Raw genomic sequence first — 25168 nt, forward strand, 5'->3', positions numbered from 1 at the left:
GAGATACTAACTACTATTTTTCATAGTAGTGCCGGGAGCGTAGCCCGAGCTGGCGGAAATCTGGGGAGTCTTGGCGTCAGTCAAGATATTTCCTACTATGGGAATTAGTTTTCTGTCTGAGGAGTCTGGGGTGCGGATCCTGTTGGTGGAAGACGACGCCCACGTGGCGGAGCCGCTCAAAGCGGGGCTGGAGCGGCACGGCCACGACGTCGAGCACGTCGCCACGGGCACGGCGGCGCTGGTGGCGGCCAAGGCGGACCTGGTGCTCCTCGACCTGGGGTTACCCGACCTCGACGGGATCGAGGTCTGCCGCAGGCTGCGCGCCATGTCCGAGGTCCCGATCATCGTGCTGACGGCCCGCTCGGAGGAGATCGATCGGGTCATGGGCCTGCAGGTCGGCGCCGACGACTACGTGGTCAAGCCGTACGGCTTCCGCGAACTGCTGGCCAGGATCCAGGCCGTCACCCGGCGGGCCGCCAGAACGGAACAGCCGCGGGAGGGTGAGACGCCGCAGGGCAGGCTCTGGGTGGACACCAGGACCCGCAGGGCCACGCTCGACGGCGCCGAGCTGGACCTCACCCGCAGGGAGTTCGACCTGCTCGCCTTCCTGGCCGAGGACGACGGGGCGTTGCGGACCCGCGAGGAGATCATGGACGCGGTGTGGGACGAGAACTGGTTCGGCTCCACCCGCACGCTCGACGTCCACGTCGGCTCGCTGAGGGCCAAGCTGGGCGACCCGGCGTGGATCGAGACGGTCCGCGGGGTGGGGTTCCGGCTGGTCGAGCCCGGCGACTGACGATGCGGCGCCGCCTGGTCCTGACCTACATGTCGCTCACGGCGCTGCTGCTGATCGCGCTGGAGATCCCGCTGTGGTTCACCTTCACCATGAACGACTTCCACCACCTGGCCAACACCCGGCTGCGGGAGGCGGCGCGGCTCGCCGTACAGGCGGTGCCGGTGCTGACGACCGGCGGGCAGCGGGGCGCGCTCGAGCGGGACATGCGCGCCTATCAGGCGCAGACCGGCGCGCGGATCGCGGTCGTGGACAGAACCGGCCGGATCATCTCCGCCACGGGCAGCGTGACCATCACAGACCCCGAGCGGCTGCGGCGGGCGCTGCAGGGGGATCGCTCCGACTTCGTGGACTACCCGATCAACGTGCGGGCGCTGCCGCTGTTCCTGGCCGAGCCGGTGACGGCGGAGACCGGCGTGCTCGGCGCGGTGGTGATGATCTCGCCGACCGGCGACGTCAGGGCAGGAGCGGTCAGGACGCTGCTCGTCCTGGTGGCGGCGCTGCTGCTGGGCATGGCGGCCGCGGCGTTGCTGGCCGCGCCGTTCACCCGGTGGGTGCTGCGGCCCGTGCGCAGCCTGGACCGGGCGGCCAAGGCGATCGCGGGCGGCGACTACGAGGTGCGGGCGCCCGCCGACGACGGGCCCGCCGAGCTGCGGAGCCTGGCCCAGGCGTTCAACACGATGGCGGGCAGGCTGGTCACCGTGCTGCGCGCGCACCAGAACTTCACCGCCGACGCCTCCCACCAGCTGCGAAACCCGCTCACCGCGCTCCGGCTGCGGTTGGAGAACCTGCAGGAGACCGCCCCCGACCCCGAGGTGGCCAGGGCCGCGGCCGAGGCCGAACGCTTCGGCGGGATCCTGGACGCGCTGCTGCGCCTGGCCCAGGCCGAGGGCAGGATCACCCGGATGGTCAGGGTGGAGCTGCGCGCGCTGGCCGGCGAACGGGTGGCGGCCTGGCGGCCCGCGGCCCTGGTCAGGCAGGTGCGGGTGGAGGTGAGCGGACCCGAGGTCGCGGTCTCCTCCGCGCCCGACGCGCTGGGGCAGGTGCTCGACGTGCTGGTCGACAACGCCATCGAGCACGCGCCACCGGGCAGCGTCGTGCGCGTCCGGACGAACGGCACCGCGATCCACGTGGCCGATCAGGGCCCCGGCATGTCCGCGGAGGAGAAGGCGCGCGCCTGGGAACGCTTCTGGCGCGGCTCCACCTCGGCCGACCGGGAGGGCTCCGGGCTCGGCCTGGCCATCGCCGCCTCGCTGCTCGACAGCATCGGCGGCGCGGCCGAGCTCAGGGACGCCGAGCCGAGCGGGCTCGAGGTCGTCGTCCGCCTGCCCGCCTGGCGCGACTAGCGCGCATCGCCGGCCAGCCCGCGCAGGACGGCCATCAGGCTCGGCTCCGTGACCGCGCCGAAGAAGAACGCCGCCACCCGCCCCTGCCGGTCCAGCACGTAGGTGGCGGGCAGCGCTCGCGGCGCCATCGCGCCGAACCCGAGCGCGCTGGCCATGCCCGGGTCGAACAGGCTCGGGTACGGCACGCCGAGCTCGCGGGCGAAGGCGCGCGCGGAGTCCTTGTTGTCGCGGATGTTGACCCCGGCGAAGGCCACCCCCAGCGGCGCCGCCCGCCCGGCCGCCCGCACCAGGTCCGGCGTCTCCTTGCGGCATGGCGCGCACCACGATCCCCAGTAGTTGACAACGACCAGCTTGCCGCGCAGCCCGGCCACGTCGAACGGCCGGCCTTCCAGGTCGGCCCCCCGCAACGACGGGGTGACCGATCTGTCCTCCTGCAGCAGCACTTTTGACGACACGGTGGTCGCGGCCACCTGTACGCCCGCCGGCTGGGCGGCGCAGGCGGCTGTCAGTGCCAGTACGGCGAGGGTCTTTCGCACCCCGTCTCCCCAGGCGTATAGAGTCTCAGCATCTACTAAGCATAATAGGAGATAGGGATGCCGGTCTCTGAATTGGTCACCTCGGGGTCGCTGCTGATCGCGGTGCCGATCGCGCTGGCGGCGGGGGCGATCACGTTCGTGTCGCCGTGCTGCCTGCCGCTGGTGCCCGGCTACCTGTCGTACGTGACTGGGATGGCCGGGGCCTCGCGCAGGCACACCGTCGCCGGGACCGCGCTGTTCGTGCTGGGCTTCTCCGCGCTGTTCGCCGCCTACGGGGCCGCGCTCGGCGGGCTCGGCGGGTTCCTGGTTGCCAACCAGGACCTCGTCGTCCGGATCCTGGGCGGGCTCACCATCGTTCTCGGGCTGCTGTTCATGGGGGTGTTCGACCGCCTGCCGTACGTCGGCATGAGCGTGAAGCTCCCCGTGCGGCCGCGCGCGGGGCTGGTGGGCGCGCCGGCGCTCGGGGTGCTGTTCGGGCTGGGGTGGACGCCGTGCATGGGGCCCACGCTGGCGGCCGTGCTGACGCTGTCGGCGACCTCCGGTACGGCGGGCCGCGGCGCGCTGCTGGCCTTCGCCTACGGCGCGGGCGTCGGGATCCCGTTCCTGGCGGCGGCCTTCGCGCTGAGCCGCTTCATGAAGGTGTTCGCCTTCGCCCGCCGCCACGCCTCTGCGGTGACCCGCCTGGGCGGGGCGATGCTCGTCGCGGTCGGCGTGATCCAGGTGACCGGCCTGTGGACCGACCTGATCGCCCGCCTCCAGACCTGGATCGGCGGCTACCAGCTACCCCTCTGAGGAGCACAGGCCGACGGGTCCCGAACCCTGACACGTCGCTGTCGCGCACCTGACGAGGCGCTGCCTTCCGCGTTTCTAGATTGAACGAAACAAAGGAGGCAGACATGCGCAGGATTCAGAAATCGCGCCCCCATCAGCCGCCCGTGCGCAGCCCGCTCGATTTGCGCACGCCGGCGGGGCGACGGCTGCCCTACTGACCGAGTGGCAACGCTCCCCTTACGCGTTGCTGCATCGCCTGTCGCCATGATGTCGGCATTGACTCAGGAAAGGCGGTCGGCCCATGGCGCCCAAACGGATCCCCTCGTGGATTCTCGTCGTGCTCGCCCTCGCGATACTGATCGTGGCCGGGGTACTGGTGTTCGTCATGACGGTGCAGGGCGTGGTCGACGCCGCGCTGTCGCTCTCCTGACCCCGGCATTTCCCACCTGCTTTCGCCGTCGCGCGAGAGGAATAAAAGCATGCGTTTCATGGAAAAAGAACGGGCCGCGCTCCAGGAATTCATGCCCGGCCTGGACGAGGAACTCTTCCTGCATTCACTGACCGACCTCGAAAGGCCGGGAAACCCGGCGATCGCCGCTTTCAAGTCCGCGGGCGGCCCTGGACTGCTGATTCCCGCCGAGCACGGCGGCAAGGGCGCCACCCCGCTGCAGGGCATCAGGGTGCAGCGGGCCGTCGGCTCCCGCTCGCCGTCACTGGCGGTCGCCTCCACCATGCACCACTTCTCGGTGGCCAGCCTGGTCGAGGCGAGCGTCGGCAGCGACGGCCTGGAGTGGATGCTGCTCGAGGCCATCGCCAGAGAGAACCTGCTGCTCGCCTCCGGCTTCGCCGAGGGCCGCACCGGCGCCGCCATCCTGTCGCCCACCATGCGGGCGGTACGGCGGGGCCGCAACCTGATCGTGTCCGGCGCGAAGAAGCCGTGCACGCTGTCGCGCTCGATGGACCTGCTGACCGCCTCGGTCGAGGTCGACGGGCAACTGGCGGTCGCGCTCATCCCGGCGGGCAGTCGCGGCCTGGCCGTACGGCCGTTCTGGAACAGCCCCGTGCTGGCGGGGGCCGAGAGCGACGAGGTGCTGCTCGACAGCGTGGAGGTGCCGCCCGAGCTGGTCGTGATGACCGAGACCAGCCAGGACCGGCAGCTGGACGAGCTGCAGACCAGCGGGTTCCTCTGGTTCGAGCTGCTGGTCAGCGCCTCCTACCTGGGCGTGGCCAGCGCGCTGGTCGAGCGGGTGCTGCAGGCAGGCAGGGCCGACGCGGTCGAGCGGGCGAACCTCGTCATCGAGGCCGACGCCGCGATGACCACGCTGGAAGGCGTGGCCAGGGCCATGGGCGAGGGCGAGCGGGGCCAGGAGATGTTCGCCGGCGCCCTGTGCGCGCGCTACGCCGTCCAGGAGGCCATCGGCCGGATCGCCCGCCGCTCGGTCGAGCTGCTCGGCGGCATGGCCTACATCGGCTCGGGCGACGTCGCCTACCTGTCGGCCGCCAGCTCCGCCCTGATGTTCCACCCGCCCTCCCGTACTCGCATGTCCCAGCAGCTGTGCGACCACTTCGCCGGTCAGCCGCTGCGTGTCGCATGAGAAGGAGTCACGACGTGCCGATCATCTTGCTCACCGGGGCGAGCGGCGTCGTCGGTCAGGCGCTGCTCGAGCACCTGACCGGCCACACCGTCATCTGCCTCACCCACCGCAGGCCCGTGACGGGCCCGAATGTGCTCGGCCTGCGCGGCGACCTGACCGCCCCGCTGTTCGGGCTGGATCCCGACGAGTACGACGACCTGGCCGCACGTGTCGACGCGATCGTGCACTGCGCCGCCGTCACCGGCTTCAGCATCGGCCAGGAGGCCACCCGCGACCTGAACGTGCGCGGCACCAGCCAGGTCGTCGAGCTGGCCCGCCGTACCGGGGCGCCGCTGCACCACGTCAGCACCGCGTTCGTCGACCGCCAGGGCCGCGACACCGGCAGTACGGCACGCCCCGACGTCTACCTGGCCAGCAAGCGGGCGGCCGAGCGGCTCATCCGCGAGTCCGGCGTCCCTGCCACGATCATCCGCCCGTCGGTGGTCATCGGCGACTCGGTCACCGGCCGGATCGCCGAGTTCCAGGGGCTGCACGGCATCGCGGGCGCGATACTGAGGAACGCGCTGCCGCTGGTGCCGCTGCGGCCCGAGGCCAGGATCGACTTCGTGCCGCAGGACCTGGTCGGGCGCACCATCGCCGAGCTGGTCCGCTCGGGCGAGACCGGCGGCGAGCACTGGATCACCGCGGGTCCCGCCGCGCTCACCGCGGGCCGGATGGTCGAGCTGGCGCTGGAGGTCGGCCGCGACCTCGGGCTCAGGCTCGACACCCCGCGCCTGGTGTCGCAGGACATGGTCGACCGGCTCATCCGGCCGGTGTTCATCGACCCGCTGCCCGCTCGGCAGCGCCGCCGCTTCGACGACATGCTGGCCATGACCGCGCTGTTCCGCACGCCCGAGCCGTTCGCCTGCACCTGCGTCCCGCTGCGCGCGGCCGAGCTCGAGGCGGCCTTCGCGGCGTCGCTGCGGTACTACGCGCACGCCAAGCGCCTGGCCGAGGTGGTCGCATGACCGTGATCGAGCTGTACAGGCATCACCTGAGCACGGGCAGGGCCAGGCTCGCCGAGCTCATCGGCGGAAGGCAGGAGCTCGCCTCGCACGGCTCCCACGTCACCGACGCCGACGGGCACCACCTGCTGGACTGCGGCGGCTACGGCGTCTTCCTGCTCGGCCACACCCATCCCGCCGTGGTCGAGGCCGTCGTCGCCCAGGCCCGCACCCATCCCATGGCCACCCGCCTGCTGCTCGAGCCGACAGCCGCGCACGCGGCCCGCGCGCTCACCCGCGTCACCCCGGCGGGCCTGGACCGGGTCCACTTCGTCAACTCCGGCGCCGAGGCCACCGAGGCCGCGATCAAGCTGGCCCGCGCGCACGGCAAGACCCGCCTGGTCTCGGCCGCCGGCGGCTACCACGGCAAGACCATGGGCGCGCTCACACTCACCGCCAAGGAGCTGTACCAGGCCCCGTTCAGGCCGCTGCTCCCCGACGTGGTCCACGTCCCGTACGGCGACGCCGCGGCGCTGGCCGAGGTCGTGGGTCCCGGCTCGTGCGTGGTGCTCGAGCCGGTCCAGGGCGAGGGCGGCGTGGTCGTCCCGCCCTACGGCTACCTGGCCGGGGTCCAGGAGCTGTGCCGCGAGCGCGGCGCCATGTTCGTGCTCGACGAGATCCAGACCGGCCTCGGCCGGCTGGGCGCCTGGTGGGGCGCCGACCGCGAGCGCGTCGTCCCCGACGTGCTGCTGGTCGGCAAGGGCCTGTCGGGCGGCGTCGTCCCCGTCGCCGCGATGGTGGCCACGGACGCGGCCTACGCCCCCTTCGACAAAGACCCGTTCCTGCACACCTCGACGTTCGCCGGCTCGCCGATCGCGATGGCCGCCGCCCGCGCCGCGGTCGAGACGATCGCCGCGGAAGGCCTGGTCGAGCGGGCCGACGCGCTCGGCGCCGCCATCCTCGACGGGCTGCGCGCGCTGGACTGCCACCTGATCACCGACCTGCGCGGCGCCGGGCTGCTCATCGGCGTGGAGCTGCGCGACGAGCACGTCGCCGGCGCTCTCGTGCTGGAGCTGCTCGACCGGGGCGTGCTGGTCAACCACAGCTTGAACGCCCACCGGGTGGTGCGGCTGACGCCGCCCGCCGTACTGACGCAAGCCGATCTCGACTGGCTGCTGACCGCCTTCCACGACGCGGTCGCCACACTGAAAGGCATGTTCTGATGCGACAGGTCACCTTGACGGCTCACGTGCCCGCGGCCCAGGCCGGGCCGGTGTTCGACACCCTCGCCGACTTCGGCCGCTATCCCGACCACACCGACGCGGTCCGTGAGGTCGTGGTACGGCAGGCGGAGGGAGGCGCGCTCGACTCCGACTGGGCGGTCAACTTCCGCAACGGCGTACTGCGCTGGTCCGAGCGGGACGTGGTGGACGCCGGCGAGCGGACCATCACCTTCGCCCAGACCGAGGGCGACTTCGACCGCTTCGACGGCGCCTGGCGGGTCGAGCAGGTCGACGGTGACGTGGTCATCCGCTTCGAGGCCGAGTTCGATCTGGGCATGCCCAGCCTGGCCCCGCTCATCGACCCGATCGCGGCCCGCACGCTGGTGGAGAACCTCCAGCGGATCCTGGTCGGGCTCACCGGCCCCGCGACCACCTTCTCCGGAGGCTGACATGGCCGCGCGCGCCTTCCGCGACCTGTTCGGGCGGCTGCCGACCGGGGTTTGCGTCATCACCACCGCGGGCCCGGCCGGCACGTCGGGCATGACCGCCAGCTCGGTCTGCTCGGTGTCGCTGAACCCGCTGCTGCTCCTGGTCTGCATCGCCAACGACTCGGGCACGCTGCGCGCGATCCGCGGCAACCAGCACTTCGCCGTCAACCTGCTGCACGCCGGGCAGGCCGAGGTGTCGCGGGCGTTCGCGACCCGGCATCGAGGCCGGCTCGCCGCGGTCGACCACGAGCTGGTCGACCGCTCCCCGGTGCTGCGGCAGGCCATGGGGTGGCTCACCTGCCGCCTCTACGACGCCATCCCGTGCGGCGACCACACCATCGTGGTGGGCGAGGTGCTCTCGCTCGACGACCGGCAGGCCGATCCGCTGGTCTGGCACCGCGGCGGCTACCACCGGATGGCGGCCTGAGATGCTCGACCGCCTGATCAACGGTCTCCCGCGGCGCGCCCGCATCTTCCGTGACTGGCTGGACCTCGCCGACGTCCCCGAGTACGTCACGCCGCCCTTCCACGGCGACGGCCTGCCCGTCGTCCTGGTCGGCGGGCTGGCCAGCACGCCGATGCTGTTCGAGCCCATGCGCCGGTGGCTGGACCGCGCGGGGTGCCGCCCGGTCGTGGCGCCGGTCCGCTACGGCCTGGACTGCGGCGAGCGGACAGTCGCCAGGGTCCTGCGCACCCTGGCCGAGGCCACCGACCGGGCGGGCAGACCTGCCGCGATCATCGCCCACAGCCGGGGCGGCCAGTTCGCCCGCGTCGCGGCCGTGCGGCAGCCCGAGCTCGTCTCGGGCCTGGTCACGCTCGGCAGCCCGCTGACCGACCTGGTGGCGGCGCACCGGCCGCTGGTCGTCCAGCTCACCCTGCTCGGCATGGCGGGCAGCCTCGGCCTGCCCGGCGTGCTGCGGCTGACCTGCCTGCTGGGCGGCTGCTGCCGGTCGCTGCGCTCGCAGCTGTCCGGGCCGTTCCCCGCCAGGCCGTTCCTGTCGATCTACACGGTCACCGACCGGGTCGTGCTGTGGCGCAACTGCCTGGACCCCTACGCCCGGCACGCCCGCGTCGAGGCCACCCACGGCGGCCTGCTCGCCGACGCCCACGTCTACCGGCTGCTCGGCGAGGAACTCGCCCGGCTCTCGCGCCGCCGCCACCTGGCCGCCGCCTGACCCGGGTACGGCACAGCGCTGCCGTTCTCCTGGGCTTCCCCTGCAGTGACAGCTCCTACCGTGAAGTCCTGGAGGTGATCCCATGTCGGTCACGACGCAAGCGCACCACAGCGAGGAACGCCGGCTGCGCCTGGCGCTCGCGCTCACCCACCACGACTACGACGAGTTGCTGCGCGCCTGCCGCGCCGCGGTGGCGGCCGCCGCGCTCGGACACGGAGACCCGCTGTTCTGGATCAGGGACGAGCTGTCGGCCCACGGCCAGTTGCCTCCGCCCGGCATCCGCCCCGAACATCTGGCCGCCGGCTCCACGGGCTCAGTTCCTGCGCAGGGCGGACAGCGTGACCGCGGTCAGGCGGTCGACGGCCGCCTCGGAACGCAGGTCACGGGCGGCGTCGAGGGCGTGCACGCAGTAGGCGGCCAGCTCCTGCGCCGGGACGTCGCCTGACTCGGCGGCCTCCGCCAGCAGGTCCCCGACGAGCGCGATCAGGTGGTGCTGGGCCAGGTACTCGAGGTGCCGTCTGACGTGCTGCTCGTGCCAGGCGACCAGGATCGACTCGACGTCGGAGAAGGTATCTCACGCAGCTGTGCCGTCACGCCGGGCAGATGCGCGCGCACGTCGGACACCGGCCGGGCGGCCATGAGCCGCCGGAGGTCGAGGACGTGGAGCTGTCCGGCAACCGGGGCGTGCTCACGCTCGCCATCGCCGCGACGGCCTCCAGGTGCGCTGGGGGACGGAGGAGCAAGGGTAGGGCTCAACCGCAGGTGAGGCGGGGTTCGGGAGCGTAGACGGTGTGGAAGCGCTGCTTCCGCACCACCTTCCCGTCCTTCTTGAAGACGCGCCACACGTCGATCGCGAAGCCCTCGGCGCCGCCCATCGGGATGCACTCCGGGCCCCGCTCGGTGATGGTCGGGATGGGCTTGACCTGGTAGCGCGGCGAGCTCTGCGACTCGATGTCGTAGCGTTTGGTGCTCCAGAACCGCACGGTCACCGAGGTGGCCGTGTAGGAGGTCCTGATGAGCACGCCGTACGGCGAGTCGTTGCGCCAGCGGAAGTCCGGCTGCGGGAAGGACACCGTGGACTCCCGCCCGGCCGGGTAGCGGGAGATGTAGTACTGGTGCGGCGTGTGCTGCACGTCCTGGAACCCGCCGAAGAACACCGCGTTGAACATCGTGGTGGCGAACTGCGACACCCCGCCGCCCACGTCGTTCACGAACCTGTTGTTCAGGATCATGGGTGCTTCGACGAAGCCGCGGGCCTTGTCCCGCCTGCCGACGACACCGTTGAGCGAGAACGTCTCCCCGGGCTTGACCACGTAGCCGTTCACGAGGCCCGCGATGCGGTGGATATTGGTCACCCGGGGCGCGCAGCAGGGGTAGCGGGTGGTGAAGGAGCTGACCTGCTCCTTGATCCCCATCGCGCCCGCCGCCTCCGTCGTCACCCGCGGCCGCGTCTCGATGACCGGCACGTCCACGCTCCGCCTGCCCGCCCCGACGGCCTCGGCGACGGCCGTTCCGAGCGCCTTGACGTCGACGCCCTTGCCGGTCCGCGCCGGGACGACCCGCGGCTTCCCTCCGACGATCTTGAAGGAGGCGTCCCTGGGACGCTGCGCGTCGTCCATGAGCGCCCTGTCCAGCGATGCCGCCACCTGCGACGCGTCGTAGGAGGGGCGCAGCCCGCCGGCCCCGTCGGGGACGAAGCGTAGCCCGGCCGCCAGCTGGGCCCTGGACAGCGTGGCCCGCTTCCCGCCGCCCATCACGGTGAGCGGCGCCGCGACAGCCGTACGGGCCGTGCTCGCCGCGACGCGCCGCACCTCGGCGGCCGGCACCGACGGCGGGGTCTCGCGCATGGCCAGCTCCACCGTCCACCGCCCCTTGGCGAAGGCATCCCGAACGGCTCGCGCCGCGGCGTCACGCTCGACGGCGCGTCCCGGCTTCGGCAGTACGGCGCCCGGCTCGAGCCCGTGATAGCGCACGCCTCCCTCGCGCGGCCTGGCGTCGAAGCCGAGCGTGGCCAGGCGCCGCCCGTCCACGGTGACCTTCGGCTCGAGCCGGCGGCTGGAGAACAGCGAGCGGAGGATCCCCGCCGGGGTGGCGGCACCGTCGAGCGCGGCCTGGACGCTCGCCCCGGCGTCGACGGCCAGCCCGAGCTCGGCGGGTGTCATCCGTTTGGTCCGACCGGCGGCCACCAGCGTCATCGGCAGCGAGAGCCGCCTGCCGAACTCCTGCTCCAGCCTGTCCCGGGCCTGCTCAGGACTCAGCCCGCCGATGTCGACCCCGCCCACCCGGGTATCCGATGGCACCCGGCCGGACATCGCGATCGCGGGCACGGCATAGGCCAGCACCGCGACCACGAGCCCGGCGCCCACCCAGACCCACCGGGAGCGACGCGGGCGGCGCTCCCGGTCCCGGCGGGGGTGCTGCTCCCTGGACTCATCCCAGTCGTGGCGGAGATGCCGCTCCTCGGAGTCCTCCCAGGCGCGGCGGAGATGCCGCTCCCCGGCGGCGTCCTGGTCGTGGCGGAGATGCTGCTCGCCGGAATCCTGGCGGAGGCGCTGCTCCTGGGAGGGCTGCCGGTCGTTCATGGCGCAGGGGGACGGTAGGCGACGGTGAAGCTCTGGCCGCCGTCCGCGGACTCGTGGACCGCGCCGTCCGCGGTCGCGGCGAGCAGCCGCTGGGCGGTCACGGCGGTGAAGGCGGCGGCCTGGCCGGGCAGCCTGCCGCCCGCCTTCCAGGTGCGCCCGCCGTCGCGGCTGGTGTGGATCACGCCGTCGGCACCGGGGCCGATCAGCACGCCCTCGGCGGGGGAGTCGAGATGGCTGAGCAGGGGAGCGCTTTTGACGCCGGTGAAGTCCATGCCGCCGTTCGTGCTGACGCGCAGCCCTGACCGGGTGGTGGCGTAGACGCGGTCGGGCTCGGCGGCGTTCGCGGCCAGGTCGATGACCTGCTCGTCGGCGCCGGGCATCCAGGTGCGCCCGTCGTCGCCGCTCATCCGCAGTTGCCCGGCCTGGCTGTCGTAGGCGTACAGCCTGCCGCCCGCGGGCTGCAGGGCGTGGAAGTCGGCGGTCCCGCCCTCCGACACCGTCACCCAGGTATGGCCCGCGTCGGTGGTGTGGATCAGGCCCAGGTGCGGGTCGCTCGCCCGGGGATCGCCGGGATGGCCGCCGGCCAGGAACGTCTTCGGTCCTACGACGGTGAAGCCCATATGGTCTTGTACGCGCCCGGCGACCCGCTCGGCCTTGTCCACGGAGGAAACCTTGAACAGGCCGTAGTGGCCGGCGACGTAGAGGGCGTTGTCGGCCGGGTCCACGCCCAGGCCGTGGATGTGCCCGATGCCCGGATCCGCGGCGTCGGCGGCGGGCTCCGCCTGCGCGCACGCCGACGACAGGAGGACCAGAGCGGTCAGGCTGGCTGCGGCACGAAGCCGTGGAACACGCATGGCGAGGAGTCTACTAGCGAGCATCGTAGGTCGGGCACGCGCGCAGGGCGCGCAGCCGCCTGCGCAGGGCCTCGCCGAGCAGGGCCAGCGAGACCAGGGCGATGAGCGGCTGGACGGGCGCGAAGTAGCTCATCGCCCCGCCCACGCCGAGCAGCAGCACCACCAGCTTGTTGCAGATGGGGCAGCCCACGGCGAACGCCGCCAGCACGCCCGCGGCCACGGTCTTGCGCTGCTGGTCGGCCGGCGGCCGCACGGGGCCCACGTAGGTCGCGGTGATCAGCCCCGTGAGCACCGCGCTCGTCACCCAGACCGGATAGTTCCACCACAGCACCGGCGTCATCCGCGTGAACCACGCCGTCTGCACGATCGCCGTGGGAACCCCGACGAGCAGCGCGGCGATCCCCGCCGCGCCGACGGCCACCACCCACTGCCGCCCGCTCCAGCCCCGCATCACGCGCCCACCCGCCCGCCCGACGCGCCCTTCACGACATCACCAGCCACGTCGGCCAGGTTCGGGGTGCGCTTCATGCGATCACCGGGCAGGACAGCAAGGAGGGGAGGAGTGTCGCGGTGGCGGGGGCGGTGAGGAGCCAGGCGACGCCGAGGGCGCCGAGTGCGCGGTCGCGCAAGCTGGGGGGTGGGGTGGGGGAGAGCAGGCGTTTGACGCGGGCCACCGCCGTTTCGCCGCCCGCCCCCAGGGTTGAGGCGGGGGTGGACGCCCTGGCCAGCGCGATCAGCGCGGACGCGATCACGCAGGAGTCGTGCTCGCGGGCCGCCACGTCGTCGGCCAGCAGCTCGACCAGCCCAGGAACCGCGGTGCCTGTGGCCTTGAACAGCGGAACCCACGGCAACACCCGCGCGGCCACCTGCGCGGCGGTCAGCAGGACGTGGTGGCGGCCGTCGACGTGGGCCCGCTCGTGCGCGAGCACCGCGGCCACCTGACGCCGGTCGAGCGCCGTCAGCGCGCCGCTGGTGACCACCACCACACCCCGGCGGCCTGGAACGCAGTAGGCGGCGGGCTCGGCGTGCTCCACGACCAGCGCGCCCAGTTCCCGGCTGGGCCGCCCGACGAGCTCGACCGCACGCCGATGTTCGGCGCGGCCGCGCCGGGCGGCCCAGCACACCCGCACCGCCGCCCAGCACAGGCGCGTCACCAGGACGCCCACCATGGCCAGCCCCACGGCGACGGTCAGCGGGCGCGCGGTGGGCGGCAGCGCGTGGCCCGCGAGCAGCGACGAGCAGGCGGCGACGAGCGCGGCGAAGCGGTCCCCGATGGCGTGATCGGGAAAGGCCAGCTGCAGCGCCGCCAGCACGACCGCCACGAGCACCGACGCGCATCCGGCCAGCCATGTGGCGATCGCCACCCGGGGCGAGGCACCGAGCCGCTGCCCGATGAGGGCGGGCAGCCCCCACCCGGCGGCCACGGCATAGAGACCCAAGGAGAGCGCGCCGGTCATCGCCCACCGATCCAGGGTGCGGTCATCGCCCACCGATCCAGCGCGTGGTCATCGGTCGCCCAGTTCGCGGATGGCGGCGTCCAGCGTGGCGTGCTCGTCGGGTGTCAGGCGTTCCAGGAAGTGGATCAGGGTCATCGTCCTGTTGCCGCCTTCGGCGAGCGCCGCCTGCATGATCTGGGCGATGTGGGCCTCCTGGCTGACGACCGGTTCGTAGAGGTAGGCGCGTCCGGACGGCTGCCGCCGCAGCAGGCCCTTCTTGTGCAGCTTGTCCATGACCGTCATCACCGTCGTGTACGCCAGAGCCCGGGAGCCCTGCAGCCCTTCCAGCACCTGGCGCACCGACACGGGCGCGCCGTACGACCAGATGCGGTCCATGACGGCCGACTCCAGCTCACCGAGACCATGCATGCTATCTATGATAGTAGACAATGAGGCCCTGTCCCTCGCGACGATCAGTGCGAGTCTCTGCTAATATCACTATGCATCATAGTAATAGCGATGCACCGAGAAGCTGCTCGGTGTACTCGTGGGAGGGTGAGGCGGCCAGGGAAGCGGCAGGGCCCTGCTCCACCACCTCCCCTGAGCGCAGCACCACGATGCGGTCGCAGGACTGGACCGCCTCACCCAGGTCATGGGTGACGAACAGGACGGCCAGCCCGCGGGAGACCGCCAGGCTCCGCAGGGTCGTGGCGATGCCCGCGCGCGTCGACACGTCCAGCATGGACGTGGCCTCGTCGGCCACGAGCAGGACGGGGTCGCCCGCCAGCGCCCGGGCGATCGAGACGCGCTGCCGCTGCCCGCCCGACAACTGACCGGGGAAACGCGGCATGAAGTCGCCGGACAGCCCGGCCGCCTCCAGCGCCTCCCGCGCCCGGGCGGGCCTGTCCCGCCGCGGCACTCCTGCCAGCGCCAGCGGCTCGGACACCAGGGACGCCACCCGCATGCCCGGGTGGAGCGCGTCGTAGGGGTCCTGGTGGACGAACCCGGTGCGCCGCTGGACCTGCCTGAGCGCGCGGCCACGCCGTACCGCCAGATCCTGGCCCGACACCTCCACGCGACCGGCAGTGGGCCTGACCAGGCCGAGCAGGATGCGCGCCAGCGTGCTCTTGCCCGATCCGCTCTCGCCCACGAGCCCGACGATCTCGCCGGACCTGATCTCCAGGCCGACCCCCCGCAGCGCCTCCACGGTCCTGGCCCTGCCAGGGTAGACGTGACGCACGCCCGAGGCGGACACGACGGGCGTGCCCGGGGACTCCACCGCGCGGGGCACCACCGGGTAGGCGGGCCGTTCCGCGGGGCGATGGCAGGCCACCAGGGCCTCGCCGTGCGCGGCCAGGGAGGGCTCCTCCTCGCGGCAGCGGTCGAGCGCCAGCGGGCAGCGCGGCGCGAACGCGCACCCGCTCAGCCCGTGCCCGAGCGCCGGCGCCGCGCCGGGAATGCTGCCCCATTCGACCGCCCTGTCGGCCACCGGGGTCGCCGTGAGCAGGCCGAGCGTGTAGGGGTGGGCGCTCTCCCCGCGCAGCTCGCGGGCCTGCCGTACTTCGGCGAGCCGCCCCGCGTACATGACCGCGACCCGGTCGGCGTACGGCAGCAGCCCGGACAGGTCGTGCGAGACCACCAGCATGCCGATGTCCAGCGAGGCCAGCAGCGCCAGCACCTGCCGCTGGGTGAGGGCGTCCAGCCCTGTCGTGGGCTCGTCGGCGACCAGCAGCCGCGGCTCGCCCGCCAGGGCCAGCGCGATCGCCACCCGCTGCCGCTGCCCGCCCGACAGCTCGTGCGGGAACGACCCCAGCATCGCCGCCTTCAGCCCGACCCGTTCGAGCAGGTCGCCGGGCGCGGCCGACCCGCCGTGCAGGGCCAGCATCTCCTCGACCTGCGCGCCGATCCGGTGCACCGGGCTGAGCCCGCTCATCGCCCCCTGCGGCAGGATCGCGATCCGCCTGCCCCGCACCCCTCCCCAGCCGGTACGGCCGGCCAGTTCCTCCCCGTCGAGCACGGCCGAGCCGCTCACCTCTGCCGTGGCGGGCAGCAGGCCGAGCAGGGCACGCGCCAGCGACGTCTTGCCGCAACCGCTCTCGCCCACCAGGGCGACCACCTCGCCGTCGGCGACCTCCAGGTCGACCCGGTCGAGCGCGGCGTGCCCGCCGTAGCGGACCGTCAGCTCGCGCAGCGTGAGCGTCATCGGCCGGCCTCCTTCAGCGCGGGGTTGAGCCGGTCCTCCACGGCGATGCCGAGCAGCGCGAGCGCCAGCACGGTGAGCGTGATCGCGGCGCCGGGCGGCAGCGCCCACCACAGCCACGCCTCCGACAGGAACACGCCGTTGGTCTGGACCCAGTAGAGCGTCGTGCCCCAGCTCGGCGTGGTCGGGTCGCCCAAGCCGAGGAAGGACAGCGTGGCGTCGTAGATGATGGCCACCTTGGCCGTGCGGACGAAGACCGGGATCAGCAGCGGCCCGATCTGGTAGGAGCCGTGCCGCAGCAGCAGCCACCACCGGGGCGCGCCCATGGCCCTGGCCACCTCCAGATGCCCGCGCGACCAGGCGGTGAGCACGCCCGCGCGGAGCACGCGCGCGGGCACCGGCCACAGGATCAGCGCCAGGATCGCGGCCCGCACCCCGAACGACTGACCGAGGAACGCCGCCGCCAGCACGAACAGGATCAGCTCCGGCAGGATCAGCAGCACGTCGGCGCCGCGCATCAGCGTCGCCGACAGCCACCGCGGCCCGATCCCGGCCGCCCCACCGATGACGGCCGCGAGCAGCGTGGTCGACAGCGCCACGATGAAGGCCAGCCCGAGCGAGGTGCCCGCGCCGACGACGAGCTGGTCGAGCAGGCTGCGCCCGAGGTCGTCCGCCCCGAGCGGCACGCCCTGGCCGGGCGGCGCGTACGGTCCCGCGACCCGGTCGCGGCCGGCGCCGTCCGGCAGCGCCACGCCGTACAGGGCGACGAGCGTGATCGCGGCCAGCAGGCCGGCGCCCCAGCGGGCCCTCATCGCGCGCTCCTGGCGCGCGGGTCGAGCAGCGGGTAGGTGGCGTCGGCGACGGCGTTCATCACCACGACCATCACGGTCAGCACCAGGAAGGCGCCCTGCATCAGCGGGTAGTCCCGCGCGGTGATCGCGTTGAACGTGAGCCGCCCCAGCCCCGGATAGGCGAAGACCGTCTCCACCACGATCGAGCCGGCCGCCAGGAACCCGATCTCCAGCATGAGGATCGTGTGCACGGGCAGCAGCGCGGGACGCAGCGCGTGCCCGCGCACCAGCCTGCCGTACGGCACGCCGCGCGCGTGGGCGTGCTGCACCGGCTCGCTGGTCAGCACGGTCAGCAGGGACGAGCGCGTGTACAGGAACAGGTAGCCGAGCCCGGTCAGCGTGAGCGTGGCGACCGGCAGGACCAGGTGCGCGAGCAGGCCGCCGCCGTCCGGGTCGGTGATGCCGAACGTCGGCAGCCACTGCAGCTTCACCCCGAACAGGACGATGAGCAGCATGGCCAGCCAGAACTGCGGCAGGGAGTCGGCCACCACGGCGGCGCCGAGCAGCACCGCGCCCTTGCCCTTGCGCCGCCGCAGCGCGCCGAGCACGCCGAGCGTCACGCCCAGCGTCGCCGTCACCGCGATCGCGGTGCCGACCAGCAGCAGCGTCCACGGCAGCGCCTCGCCGAGCGCCTGGGTGACCGGGCGGCCGTCGGCCAGCGAGGTACCCAGATCCAGGGTGAAGACCCCTTTCAGATACGTGACGAACTGGGCGGGCAGCGACTCCCCGAAGCCGTACTGGGCCGCGATCCTGGCGCGCTCGTCCGCGGTGAGCCTGGCCAGCGCCTCCGGGCTGCCGAACAGCTTCAGCGGCCCGCCGGGCAGGGCGCGGGGCAGGGCGAAGTTGAGCGTGAGCGCGACGAGCAGCACGGCGGCGTACTCGGTCAACCTGCGGATCATGAGAGCTTCATGTCGGCAAGGGAGAGCTTGTTCAGCGCGGTGGCGCCGTTCTGCCAGGTCCAGCCGCTGAAGACGTCCTTCCTGTAGGCGTAGGCGCCGTTGCGGTAGTACAGCGTGAGGAAGGGCATCTGGTCGGCGATCTGGGCCTGCAGCTTCCTGGCCGCCACGGCCCTGGCATCCATCGTGGGCGCGCCGGTCAGCGTCTTGACGGTGGCGTCGACGCCGGCGTTCTTGAAGCCGACGATGTTGAGCGTGCCGTCGTCGGGGTCGGAGGCCAGCAGCTGGGCGATGGTGCCGGTGCTGAACATGACCGGCGCCGACCAGCCCCACATGGTCAGGTCGTAGTTGCGGCCCTTGCGCACGTCGTAGTCGGGCCACACCTTGGCGTCCACCGAGTCGGGGTCGAGCGAGACGACCTTGACGGCGATCCCCGCGGTCCTGAGCATGTCGCGGATCAGTTCGGCGCTCCTGAGCCGGTCGGTCGAGGAGCTCTGCACCAGCAGCTCGTAGGACATGGGCTTGCCGTCGAGGACCCGGATCCCGTCGGCGCCAGGCTTGGCGCCCAGCGCGTCCAGCTCCCGCTTGGCGGCCTCGGGATCGTAGAGCGGCGGCAGCCGGTCGGGCTTGACGGGCGCCTCGGCGTGGATGAAGCCCGGGTCGCCGGGCGTCCCCTGGCCCAGCAGGGCGGTCTTGACCAGGTCGTCCACGTTGACGGCCTTGGCGATGGCCCGCCGTACCTCCGCGCGGTCGAAGGGCGCGCGGGTGGTGTTGAAGGCCAGCAGCGTGGAGGCGAACTCGGTGCCCTTGACGATGCCGATGTTCGGCTGCCGCTCGAGCGCGGCCAGCTGCTGCGGCGGCACGATGCGGGCGGAGTAGGACACCTCGCCGGTGCGCAGCGCGGCGAACTGGGTGGCCTCCTCCGGGATCACCACGATCTTGATGGTGTCCACCTTGGGCTTGCCCAGGGCGTAGGCGGTGTTGGCGGTGAGGGTGTAGCCGCGCGACTTGTCGAACGAGGTCAGCTTGTACGGCCCACTGCCCACCGCCTTGTCCGTGCCGGCGGCCTTGACCTTGGTCACCGACTCCCACAAGTGCCTGGGCAGGATGGCCATGTCGGCCAGGATGCGCCGCGGGAACTCCGGGTCGGGCGCCTTGAGCGTCATGGTGACCGTGTCGCCGTTCGCGGCGACCTTCTCGATCGGGCGCACGTCGACGGCCGAGTCGCCCTCCATGTTCCTGCGGTAGAACTCGACGCTGAAGACCACGTCGTCGGCGGTCAGCGGCCTGCCGTCGTGCCAGGTGACGCCCGGCCTGATCGGCATCGTGTAGGTCTGGTTGTCGGTGGTCTGGATCTGCTGGGCAAGCAGCGGGACCACCTCGTCGCCGCGGACGACGGCCAGCGTGTCGAAGATGAGCTTGACCAGGTTGTTGCCCGGATAGCCGCTCTGGTTGGTGAACGGGGTGAGCGTCCCCTCGTCGGAGGAGATGGCGATGGTCAGGCTCTTCGCCTTCGGCCGCGGGGCGGGCGCCTGGCCGCCGCCGGTGCCGCAGGCGGCCAGCGCGAACACCAGCGCGACCGCCAAAGTCTGCCGGAACACAAAACCTCCGGGGGGTATGAGGAAGTTGTTGGGCAGACTGTACTCGGTTGTCCGCTATTCGCAATAGTAGGATCAGGCCGCTTGGGCCGACCAGGAGGCGAGGAGGGCGGCGATGCGGTCCCCGCAGCCGCCGCAGCCGGTCGTGGCGCGCGTTTTCCTGGCGATAGACGGGAGATCACGGGCGCCCTCGTCGTAGGACCCGCGGATCTGTGAACTCGTGACGCCGTTGCAGCGGCAGATCTCGTCGTCCTGTGCGGGCGCGGGTGAGCCGAAGAGCAACGACTGGCGGTCGTAGACGGGTCGGCCGCGGTCGTAGAGCTGGGTGACCAGGCCGACCGTGCCGATGTCGCCGAGCAGCAGCGCGCCCGCCAGGCGGCCGTCGCGCAGGACCAGCTTCTTGTAGGTGCCGCGGGCGGGATCGCAGAACGAGACGACCTCCAGGCCCGGATCGTCGCCGAGCGGATCGGCCAGGCTCTCGCCCATCGCGGCCAGCTCGATGCCGTCCGCCTTCAGCCGGGTGACCAGGCGCGATCCGCGGTAGCGGGCGGCCGAGCCGGTGATGCGGGCGGCGGCCACGGCGGCCTGCTCCCACGCGGGCGCCACCAGGCCGTACACCTGGCCGTCGTGCTCGGCGCACTCGCCGATCGCCCAGATCCGCGGATCGGTCACCGACCGCATGGCATCGTCCACGATCACGCCCCTGCCGACGGCCAGGGCCGCCTGCCGCGCCAGGCCCACCTCGGGGCGCACGCCGCACGCGACGACGAGCAGGTCGCCCTCGAGCCTCGACCCGTTGCCCAGGATCAGCCCGCGGAACCGGCCGACGCCGTAGGCCGAGGTCACGGTGGTGTTCAGCAGGATCCGGACGCCCAGCCGGGCCAGGCCGCGGGCGAGCACCTGGCCGGCGGCCGCGTCTAGCTGCCGCTCCATCAGATGCGGCCACGGGTGGACCAGCGTGACCGGCAGCCCGCGCGCCGCCAGCCCGCGGGCGGCCTCCAGCCCGAGCAGGCCGCCGCCCAGCACGACGGCGTGCCGCGCCGTGCGGGCGGCCTCGATGATCGCCCGGCAGTCGTCCAGCGTGCGGAAGGCCGTCACGCCCGCCAGGTCAGGGATGCCGGGCGGAACCCAGGCCCGGCTGCCGGTGGCGAGCACCAGCGCGTCGTACCCGGTCCGCCCGCCCTCGGAGTCGACGACCTGCCGCCGCGCCCTGTCGACGGCGAGCACGGACACGCCGATCCTGACGTCGGCGGGCGGGGCGGCCAGCCGTACCTCGGTCCGGCGGCCGGCCAGCAGCTCCGACAGCAGCACCCGGTTGTAGGCCGGATGCGGCTCCGCGCCGAACACGGTGACGTCGTGACCCACCAGCAGGGAGGCGAGCCTGGTGCCCGCCATGCCATTGCCCGCGACGACGATCCTCATGACGCCACCCTCTCGACCCTGACGGCGCACACCTTGAACTCCGGCATCCGCGAGACCGGGTCGAGCGCCGGGTTGGTGACGGCGTTGACCTGCGGCCAGTGGAAGGGCATGAACACCGTGTCCTGCCTGATCGTCTCCGTCGGCACGGCTCGGCCGACCACCTCGCCGCGCCTGCTCACCACCCGGACCAGGTCGCCCTCCGCGAAGCCGAGCCCCGGATGGAGCTCGACGTAGGGGCCGGGCACGTGCAGCGCGGGGATGCGGCGGGTCTGCGCGCCGCTCTGGTACTGGCGCAGCGTGCGGCCGGTGGTGAAGTACAGCGGGAACTCCTCGTCGGGCTCCTCGGCGGCCGGCCGGTGCTCCACGACGGTGAAGCGGGCACGGCCGTCCGGGGTGGCGAAGCCGTCCAGGAACATCCGCGGCGAACCGGGCCCGTCCGCAGATGGGCAGGGCCAGAAGACGCCGCCCTCGGCGTCGATCCTGTCGTAGGAGATCCCCGCGTAGTCGGCGGGTCCGCCCGCGCCGGCCCGGCCGAGCTCGGCGAACACCTCGCGCGGATCCGCCGAGAAGCCGGACGCGCCCAGCCTGGCGGCCAGGTCCGCGATGACCTCCAGGTCCGTGCGGACGCCCGGCGGCGGCGTCAACGCGCGGCGGCGGCGGATGACCCTGCCCTCCAGGTTGGTCGTCGTGCCGTCCTCCTCGGCCCACTGGGCCACCGGCAGCACCACGTCGGCCTGCCGCGCGGTCTCCGACATCACGAAGTCGGCCACCACGAGCAGGTCGAGCCCGGTCAGCCGGCTGGCCACCCGCCCGGCGTGCGGAGCCGAGACGACGGGATTGCTGCCGAACAGCAGCAGCGCTCGCGGTCCGCCGGGCTCGCCCAGCGAGTCCAGCAGCTCGAAGGCCGAGCGTCCCGGCCCTGGCAACTCGTCCGGCTCGACTCCCCACACCGCCGCCACGTGCGCGCGGGCCCCGGGATCGCGGATGCTCCGGTAACCGGGCAACTGGTCGGCCTTCTGCCCGTGCTCGCGCCCGCCCTGCCCGTTGCCCTGCCCGGTCACGCAGCCGAACCCGCTGCCCCGCCGGCCGGGCAGGCCCAGCGCCAGCGCCAGATTGACCAGCGCGAGCACGGTGTCGGTGCCCTTGCTGTGCTGTTCCGCACCCCTCGCGGTGAGCACGTAGGCGCGCGGCGAGCGCCGCAGCAGACGGACCGCCTCGCGCTGCGCCGCCACCGGGACCCCGGTGATCCGCTCGACCCGCTCGGGCCAGTAGGCCGCCACCGCCTGCCGTACCTGCTCGAAACCCGACGTCCTGTCGGCGACGTAGGTCTCGTCGACGCCGCCGGAGGCGATCAGCAGGTGCAGCAGCCCGTTGGCCAGCGCCAGGTCGGTGCCGGGGGCCGGCTGCAGGTGCAGCGCGGCGGCCTCGGCCGTCGGCGTCCTGCGCGGATCGACCACGACCAGGCTCTCGGGACGCAGGTGGCGCATCACCGGCGGCATCGTCTCGGCCAGGTTCGCGCCCACCAGCAGGACCGTGTCCGCACCGCGCAGGTCCGCCAGCGGGAACGGCAGGCCGCGGTCGAGCCCGAAGGCCCGCAGCGAGGCGGCGGCCGCTGACGACATGCAGAAACGCCCGTTGTAGTCGACGTTCGGGGTGCGCAGGGCGACGCGCGCGAACTTGCCGAGCGAGTAGGCCTTCTCGTTGGTCAGCCCGCCGCCGCCGAACACCGCCACGGCCTCCGGTGGCAGCGCGGCCAGCCGCCCGGCGACGTGACCGAGCGCCTCGTCCCAGGTCGCGGGCCTGCCGTACAGCAGGGGCGTGGTGAGCCTGTCGGGGGAGGAGAGCAGCTCCGCGGCGGTCCAGCCCTTCACGCACAGGCCGTCCACGGCCTCGACCGTGGTGCCTTCGAGGCGCATGCGGCACTGGAGCGCGCAGTAGGGGCAGTGCGTGTCCATGGCCGGGACGCTAGGCGGCGCCTGTGCAGCGGAATGTCAGGTGAGGCCTTAACCAACGGCTGCACCTGGCCTGCCGGGGCGCTGCAGAGCGGGTTCCTAGCGTCGAGGCCATGCGAACCAACAGGTGGTGGATGCTCGCCGCGGTGTCGACGGCGACGTTCATGCTGCTGCTGGATGTCACGGTCGTGAACGTGGCGCTCCCGGGCATCCAGCGCACGCTCCAAGCCACGTTCATCGACCTGGCCTGGGTGATCGACGCCTACGCGCTCACCCTGGCCGCCTTCCTGCTCACCGCCGGATCGCTGGCCGACAGGCTCGGCCGCCGCCGTGTCTTCGTCGCCGGCCTGGCCCTGTTCACGCTGGCCTCGCTGCTGTGCGGGCTGGCCGCCACCCCGCTCATGCTCAACCTCGCCCGGGCCGCGCAGGGCGTCGGCGGCGCCGTCATGTACGCCGTCGCGCCCGCCCTCATCGCCGGCGGCTTCACCGGGCGCGAGCGCGGGATCGCCTTCGGCATCTCCGGCGGCGTGACCGGCCTGGCCGTCGCCGTCGGACCGCTCATCGGGGGAGCGCTCACCGACGTCAGCTGGCGGCTGGTGTTCCTGCTCAACGTCCCTGTGGGAGTCCTGGTCGCCGCCGTCATGCTCGCCAAGGTCGCCGAATCGCGCGCGGGACGCGGGCCGATCGACTGGCCGGGCGTCGCCCTGCTGTCGTCAGGGCTCGCCCTGCTGGTCTTCGGGCTCATGCGCGGCGGCAAGGACGGCTGGGGCAGCCCGCTCATCATCGCCATGCTGGCCGGCGCGATCGCGCTGCTCGTCGCGTTCGTGCGGGTGGAGCTGGTACGGCAGGCCCCCATGCTCGACCTTGGCCTGTTCCGCAACCGGTCGTTCATCGGCCTGTCGCTGGCGACCGTGGCGATCAACGCGGCCGTCTACGTCGCGCTGCTGTTCATGGTGCTCCACCTGCAGAACACGCTCGGCTACACGCCCTTCGAGACCGGCCTGCGGTTCCTGCCGTTCACGCTGGTGCTGTTCGTGGCCGCCGCCGTGGCCGGCACGTTCGCCGCCCAGATCCCGGCCCGGGCGCTGATCGGCGGCGGCAGCCTGGCCGTCGCGGCCGGGTTCCTGGCCACCCGCCTGGCCGCGGGCTCGCCCTGGACCGAGCTGCTGGCCGCGATGGTGCTGGCCGGGGTCGGCATGGGGCTGTTCAACCCCGCCCGCGCCGCCACCGCCGTGGACCTGGTGCCACTGGAGCGGGCCGGGATGTCGTCCGGCATCAGCGAGACCTTCCAGCAGGGCGGCGTGGCTCTGGGCATCGCCGCCCTGGCGGGAGCGGGGAACCTCGGACCCGTCGAGGGACTGAACACCGTCATGCTCATCGCCGGCCTGATCGCCCTGGCCGGCGCCGCGGCCGGGTTCGCGCTCATCCGGTCCCGCATCACCGCGGAGGTGTCATGAAATTTCATACCTACGAGCAGCTGGCCGAAGGGTGCAGGATCGGCTGGCGCAACCACGCCCGCTGCATCGGCCGCCTGCACTGGCAGTCGCTGAAAGTGCTGGACCGGCGCGACGCCCGCACCGCCGAGGAGATCGCGCAGGGCTGCGTCGACCACCTCAGGCTGGCCACCGACGGCGGCAGGATCCGCTCGGTCATGACGGTCTTCCCCGCCCGCAGGGGGCTGCGGATCTGGAACTCCCAGCTGATCCGCTACGCCGGATACCGGCAGCCCGACGGCTCGGTCGTCGGCGACCCGGCCAACGCCGAGCTCACCGAGGTGGCCCAGGCGCTCGGCTGGCGCGGCCGGGGCGGCAGGTTCGACGTGCTGCCCCTGGTCATCCAGGTGCCCGGCCGCTCGCCCGAGCTGTTCGACCTGCCCGAGGACGCGGTGCTCGAAGTGCCGATCAGCCACCCGGACCTGCCCTGGTTCGCCGATCTGGGGCTGCGGTGGCACGCCGTACCCGCGATCTCGAACATGGCCTTCGAGCTGGACGGCGTGATCTTCCCCGCGGCGCCGTTCAACGGCTGGTACGTCAGCTTCGAGATCGGGGCGCGCAACTTCAGCGACGAGAACCGCTACAACCAGCTGCCCGAGGTGGCCCAGCGGATGGGGCTCGACACCCGCACCAGCGGCAGCCTGTGGAAGGACCGCGCGCTGATCGAGCTCAACCAGGCTGTCATCCACTCCTTCAAGCAGGCCGGCGTCAAGCTCGTCGACCACCACGTGGCGGCCAGGCAGTTCGTCACGCACGAGGAGCGCGAGCGCCGCCAGGGGCGGGTCGCCCCGGCCGACTGGGCGTGGGTCGTGCCGCCCATCTCCGGCAGCACGGCCCCTACCTTCCACCGCTCCTACTCGGCCGAGCCCGTGCTGTCGCCGAACTTCCACTACCAGCCCGACCCCTGGACACAGCCGCAGCCTGCCCGCTGCCCCTTCGCCGATGCCGCCTGACCCCGCTTTCGAGGAGGAATC

25 protein-coding genes are annotated in these 25168 nt (G+C 72.7%); 13 read left to right on the plus strand and 12 right to left on the minus strand.

Features of this window, described 5'->3' with window-relative positions; all coding sequences use genetic code 11:
• Nucleotides 1-130 precede the first annotated feature (130 nt).
• Both KIK09_RS38565 and KIK09_RS38570 read left to right on the plus strand, forming a co-directional pair.
• Nucleotides 131-796, plus strand: a complete 666-nt coding sequence (locus tag KIK09_RS38565) for a response regulator transcription factor (RefSeq protein ID WP_308164569.1) — start codon at nt 131-133, stop codon at nt 794-796.
• Nucleotides 797-798: 2 nt separating this feature from the next.
• Nucleotides 799-2139 carry a sensor histidine kinase gene (locus tag KIK09_RS38570; RefSeq protein ID WP_214324424.1) on the plus strand — a complete coding sequence of 447 codons (1341 nt, stop codon included), beginning with the start codon at nt 799-801 and terminating at the stop codon, nt 2137-2139.
• Here the strand turns inward: KIK09_RS38570 and KIK09_RS38575 are convergent.
• On the minus strand, nt 2136-2675 hold the full coding sequence (locus KIK09_RS38575; RefSeq protein ID WP_214324425.1) for a TlpA family protein disulfide reductase: 540 nt from the start codon (nt 2673-2675) through the stop codon (nt 2136-2138). The two genes, KIK09_RS38570 and KIK09_RS38575, sit on opposite strands and share 4 nt — an antisense overlap.
• A gap of 57 nt (nt 2676-2732) precedes the next feature.
• Here KIK09_RS38575 and KIK09_RS38580 point away from each other — a divergent pair, with 57 nt between their 5' ends.
• The 9 genes from KIK09_RS38580 to KIK09_RS38615 all read left to right on the plus strand — a co-directional run bounded on the left by KIK09_RS38580 (nt 2733) and on the right by KIK09_RS38615 (nt 9355).
• Nucleotides 2733-3467, plus strand: coding sequence for a cytochrome c biogenesis CcdA family protein (locus tag KIK09_RS38580; RefSeq protein WP_214324426.1), 735 nt, complete (start codon nt 2733-2735; stop codon nt 3465-3467).
• 280 nt (nt 3468-3747) lie between these two features.
• Nucleotides 3748-3876, plus strand: a complete 129-nt coding sequence (locus KIK09_RS59555) for a hypothetical protein (protein ID WP_275956415.1) — start codon at nt 3748-3750, stop codon at nt 3874-3876.
• A gap of 58 nt (nt 3877-3934) precedes the next feature.
• Nucleotides 3935-5041 (plus strand): acyl-CoA dehydrogenase family protein, encoded by a 1107-nt coding sequence (locus KIK09_RS38585; protein WP_214324427.1) that lies wholly within the window; start codon nt 3935-3937, stop codon nt 5039-5041.
• Between the two features lie 14 nt (nt 5042-5055).
• Complete coding sequence (locus KIK09_RS38590) at nt 5056-6048, plus strand: SDR family oxidoreductase (protein ID WP_214324428.1); 993 nt, start codon at nt 5056-5058, stop codon at nt 6046-6048.
• The gene (locus tag KIK09_RS38595; RefSeq protein ID WP_214324429.1) at nt 6045-7247 is read left to right on the plus strand and encodes an aspartate aminotransferase family protein; all 1203 of its coding nucleotides are present in this window, start codon (nt 6045-6047) and stop codon (nt 7245-7247) included. The genes KIK09_RS38590 and KIK09_RS38595 overlap by 4 nt, the downstream gene beginning before the upstream one ends.
• Nucleotides 7247-7696 carry a type II toxin-antitoxin system RatA family toxin gene (locus KIK09_RS38600; RefSeq protein WP_214324430.1) on the plus strand — a complete coding sequence of 150 codons (450 nt, stop codon included), beginning with the start codon at nt 7247-7249 and terminating at the stop codon, nt 7694-7696. Before KIK09_RS38595 ends, KIK09_RS38600 begins: the two co-directional genes overlap by 1 nt.
• 1 nt (nt 7697) lies before the next feature.
• The gene (locus tag KIK09_RS38605; RefSeq protein WP_214324431.1) at nt 7698-8162 is read left to right on the plus strand and encodes a flavin reductase family protein; all 465 of its coding nucleotides are present in this window, start codon (nt 7698-7700) and stop codon (nt 8160-8162) included.
• Nucleotide 8163: 1 nt separating this feature from the next.
• On the plus strand, nt 8164-8910 hold the full coding sequence (locus KIK09_RS38610; protein ID WP_214324432.1) for an esterase/lipase family protein: 747 nt from the start codon (nt 8164-8166) through the stop codon (nt 8908-8910).
• Nucleotides 8911-8992: 82 nt separating this feature from the next.
• A complete protein-coding gene (locus tag KIK09_RS38615; RefSeq protein ID WP_214324433.1) occupies nt 8993-9355 on the plus strand; it encodes a hypothetical protein in 363 nt (120 codons plus the stop codon).
• 307 nt (nt 9356-9662) lie between these two features.
• Here KIK09_RS38615 and KIK09_RS38620 read toward each other — a convergent pair whose 3' ends face one another.
• From KIK09_RS38620 to KIK09_RS38670, 11 genes are all read right to left on the minus strand, one after another.
• Entirely contained in the window at nt 9663-11492 is a 1830-nt protein-coding gene (locus tag KIK09_RS38620; protein ID WP_214324434.1) for a VanW family protein, read from the minus strand.
• On the minus strand, nt 11489-12346 hold the full coding sequence (locus tag KIK09_RS38625) for a F510_1955 family glycosylhydrolase (RefSeq protein ID WP_214324435.1): 858 nt from the start codon (nt 12344-12346) through the stop codon (nt 11489-11491). The genes KIK09_RS38620 and KIK09_RS38625 overlap by 4 nt, the downstream gene beginning before the upstream one ends.
• A 13-nt stretch (nt 12347-12359) precedes the next feature.
• Nucleotides 12360-12797 carry a hypothetical protein gene (locus KIK09_RS38630; protein ID WP_214324687.1) on the minus strand — a complete coding sequence of 146 codons (438 nt, stop codon included), beginning with the start codon at nt 12795-12797 and terminating at the stop codon, nt 12360-12362.
• 73 nt (nt 12798-12870) lie between these two features.
• On the minus strand, nt 12871-13836 hold the full coding sequence (locus tag KIK09_RS38635; protein ID WP_214324436.1) for a M56 family metallopeptidase: 966 nt from the start codon (nt 13834-13836) through the stop codon (nt 12871-12873).
• 15 nt (nt 13837-13851) lie between these two features.
• Nucleotides 13852-14211 carry a BlaI/MecI/CopY family transcriptional regulator gene (locus tag KIK09_RS38640; RefSeq protein ID WP_214324437.1) on the minus strand — a complete coding sequence of 120 codons (360 nt, stop codon included), beginning with the start codon at nt 14209-14211 and terminating at the stop codon, nt 13852-13854.
• Nucleotides 14212-14287: 76 nt separating this feature from the next.
• The gene (locus KIK09_RS38645; protein ID WP_214324438.1) at nt 14288-15985 is read right to left on the minus strand and encodes an ABC transporter ATP-binding protein; all 1698 of its coding nucleotides are present in this window, start codon (nt 15983-15985) and stop codon (nt 14288-14290) included.
• Nucleotides 15982-16794 (minus strand): ABC transporter permease, encoded by an 813-nt coding sequence (locus KIK09_RS38650; RefSeq protein WP_214324439.1) that lies wholly within the window; start codon nt 16792-16794, stop codon nt 15982-15984. Before KIK09_RS38650 ends, KIK09_RS38645 begins: the two co-directional genes overlap by 4 nt.
• A complete protein-coding gene (locus tag KIK09_RS38655) occupies nt 16791-17732 on the minus strand; it encodes an ABC transporter permease (RefSeq protein ID WP_214324440.1) in 942 nt (313 codons plus the stop codon). Before KIK09_RS38655 ends, KIK09_RS38650 begins: the two co-directional genes overlap by 4 nt.
• A complete protein-coding gene (locus KIK09_RS38660; protein ID WP_214324441.1) occupies nt 17729-19330 on the minus strand; it encodes an ABC transporter substrate-binding protein in 1602 nt (533 codons plus the stop codon). The genes KIK09_RS38655 and KIK09_RS38660 overlap by 4 nt, the downstream gene beginning before the upstream one ends.
• A gap of 72 nt (nt 19331-19402) precedes the next feature.
• Complete coding sequence (locus KIK09_RS38665) at nt 19403-20749, minus strand: FAD-dependent oxidoreductase (protein WP_214324442.1); 1347 nt, start codon at nt 20747-20749, stop codon at nt 19403-19405.
• A complete protein-coding gene (locus tag KIK09_RS38670; RefSeq protein ID WP_214324443.1) occupies nt 20746-22704 on the minus strand; it encodes a molybdopterin oxidoreductase family protein in 1959 nt (652 codons plus the stop codon). The genes KIK09_RS38665 and KIK09_RS38670 overlap by 4 nt, the downstream gene beginning before the upstream one ends.
• Before the next feature lie 110 nt (nt 22705-22814).
• Here KIK09_RS38670 and KIK09_RS38675 point away from each other — a divergent pair, with 110 nt between their 5' ends.
• Nucleotides 22815-24158, plus strand: coding sequence for an MFS transporter (locus KIK09_RS38675; RefSeq protein ID WP_214324444.1), 1344 nt, complete (start codon nt 22815-22817; stop codon nt 24156-24158).
• Nucleotides 24155-25147, plus strand: a complete 993-nt coding sequence (locus KIK09_RS38680) for a nitric oxide synthase oxygenase (RefSeq protein ID WP_214324445.1) — start codon at nt 24155-24157, stop codon at nt 25145-25147. The genes KIK09_RS38675 and KIK09_RS38680 overlap by 4 nt, the downstream gene beginning before the upstream one ends.
• The last annotated feature ends 21 nt before the right edge of the window (nt 25148-25168 follow it).

The sequence above is a fragment of the Nonomuraea sediminis genome (genome assembly GCF_018531495.1).
GTDB lineage: Bacteria > Actinomycetota > Actinomycetes > Streptosporangiales > Streptosporangiaceae > Nonomuraea > Nonomuraea sediminis.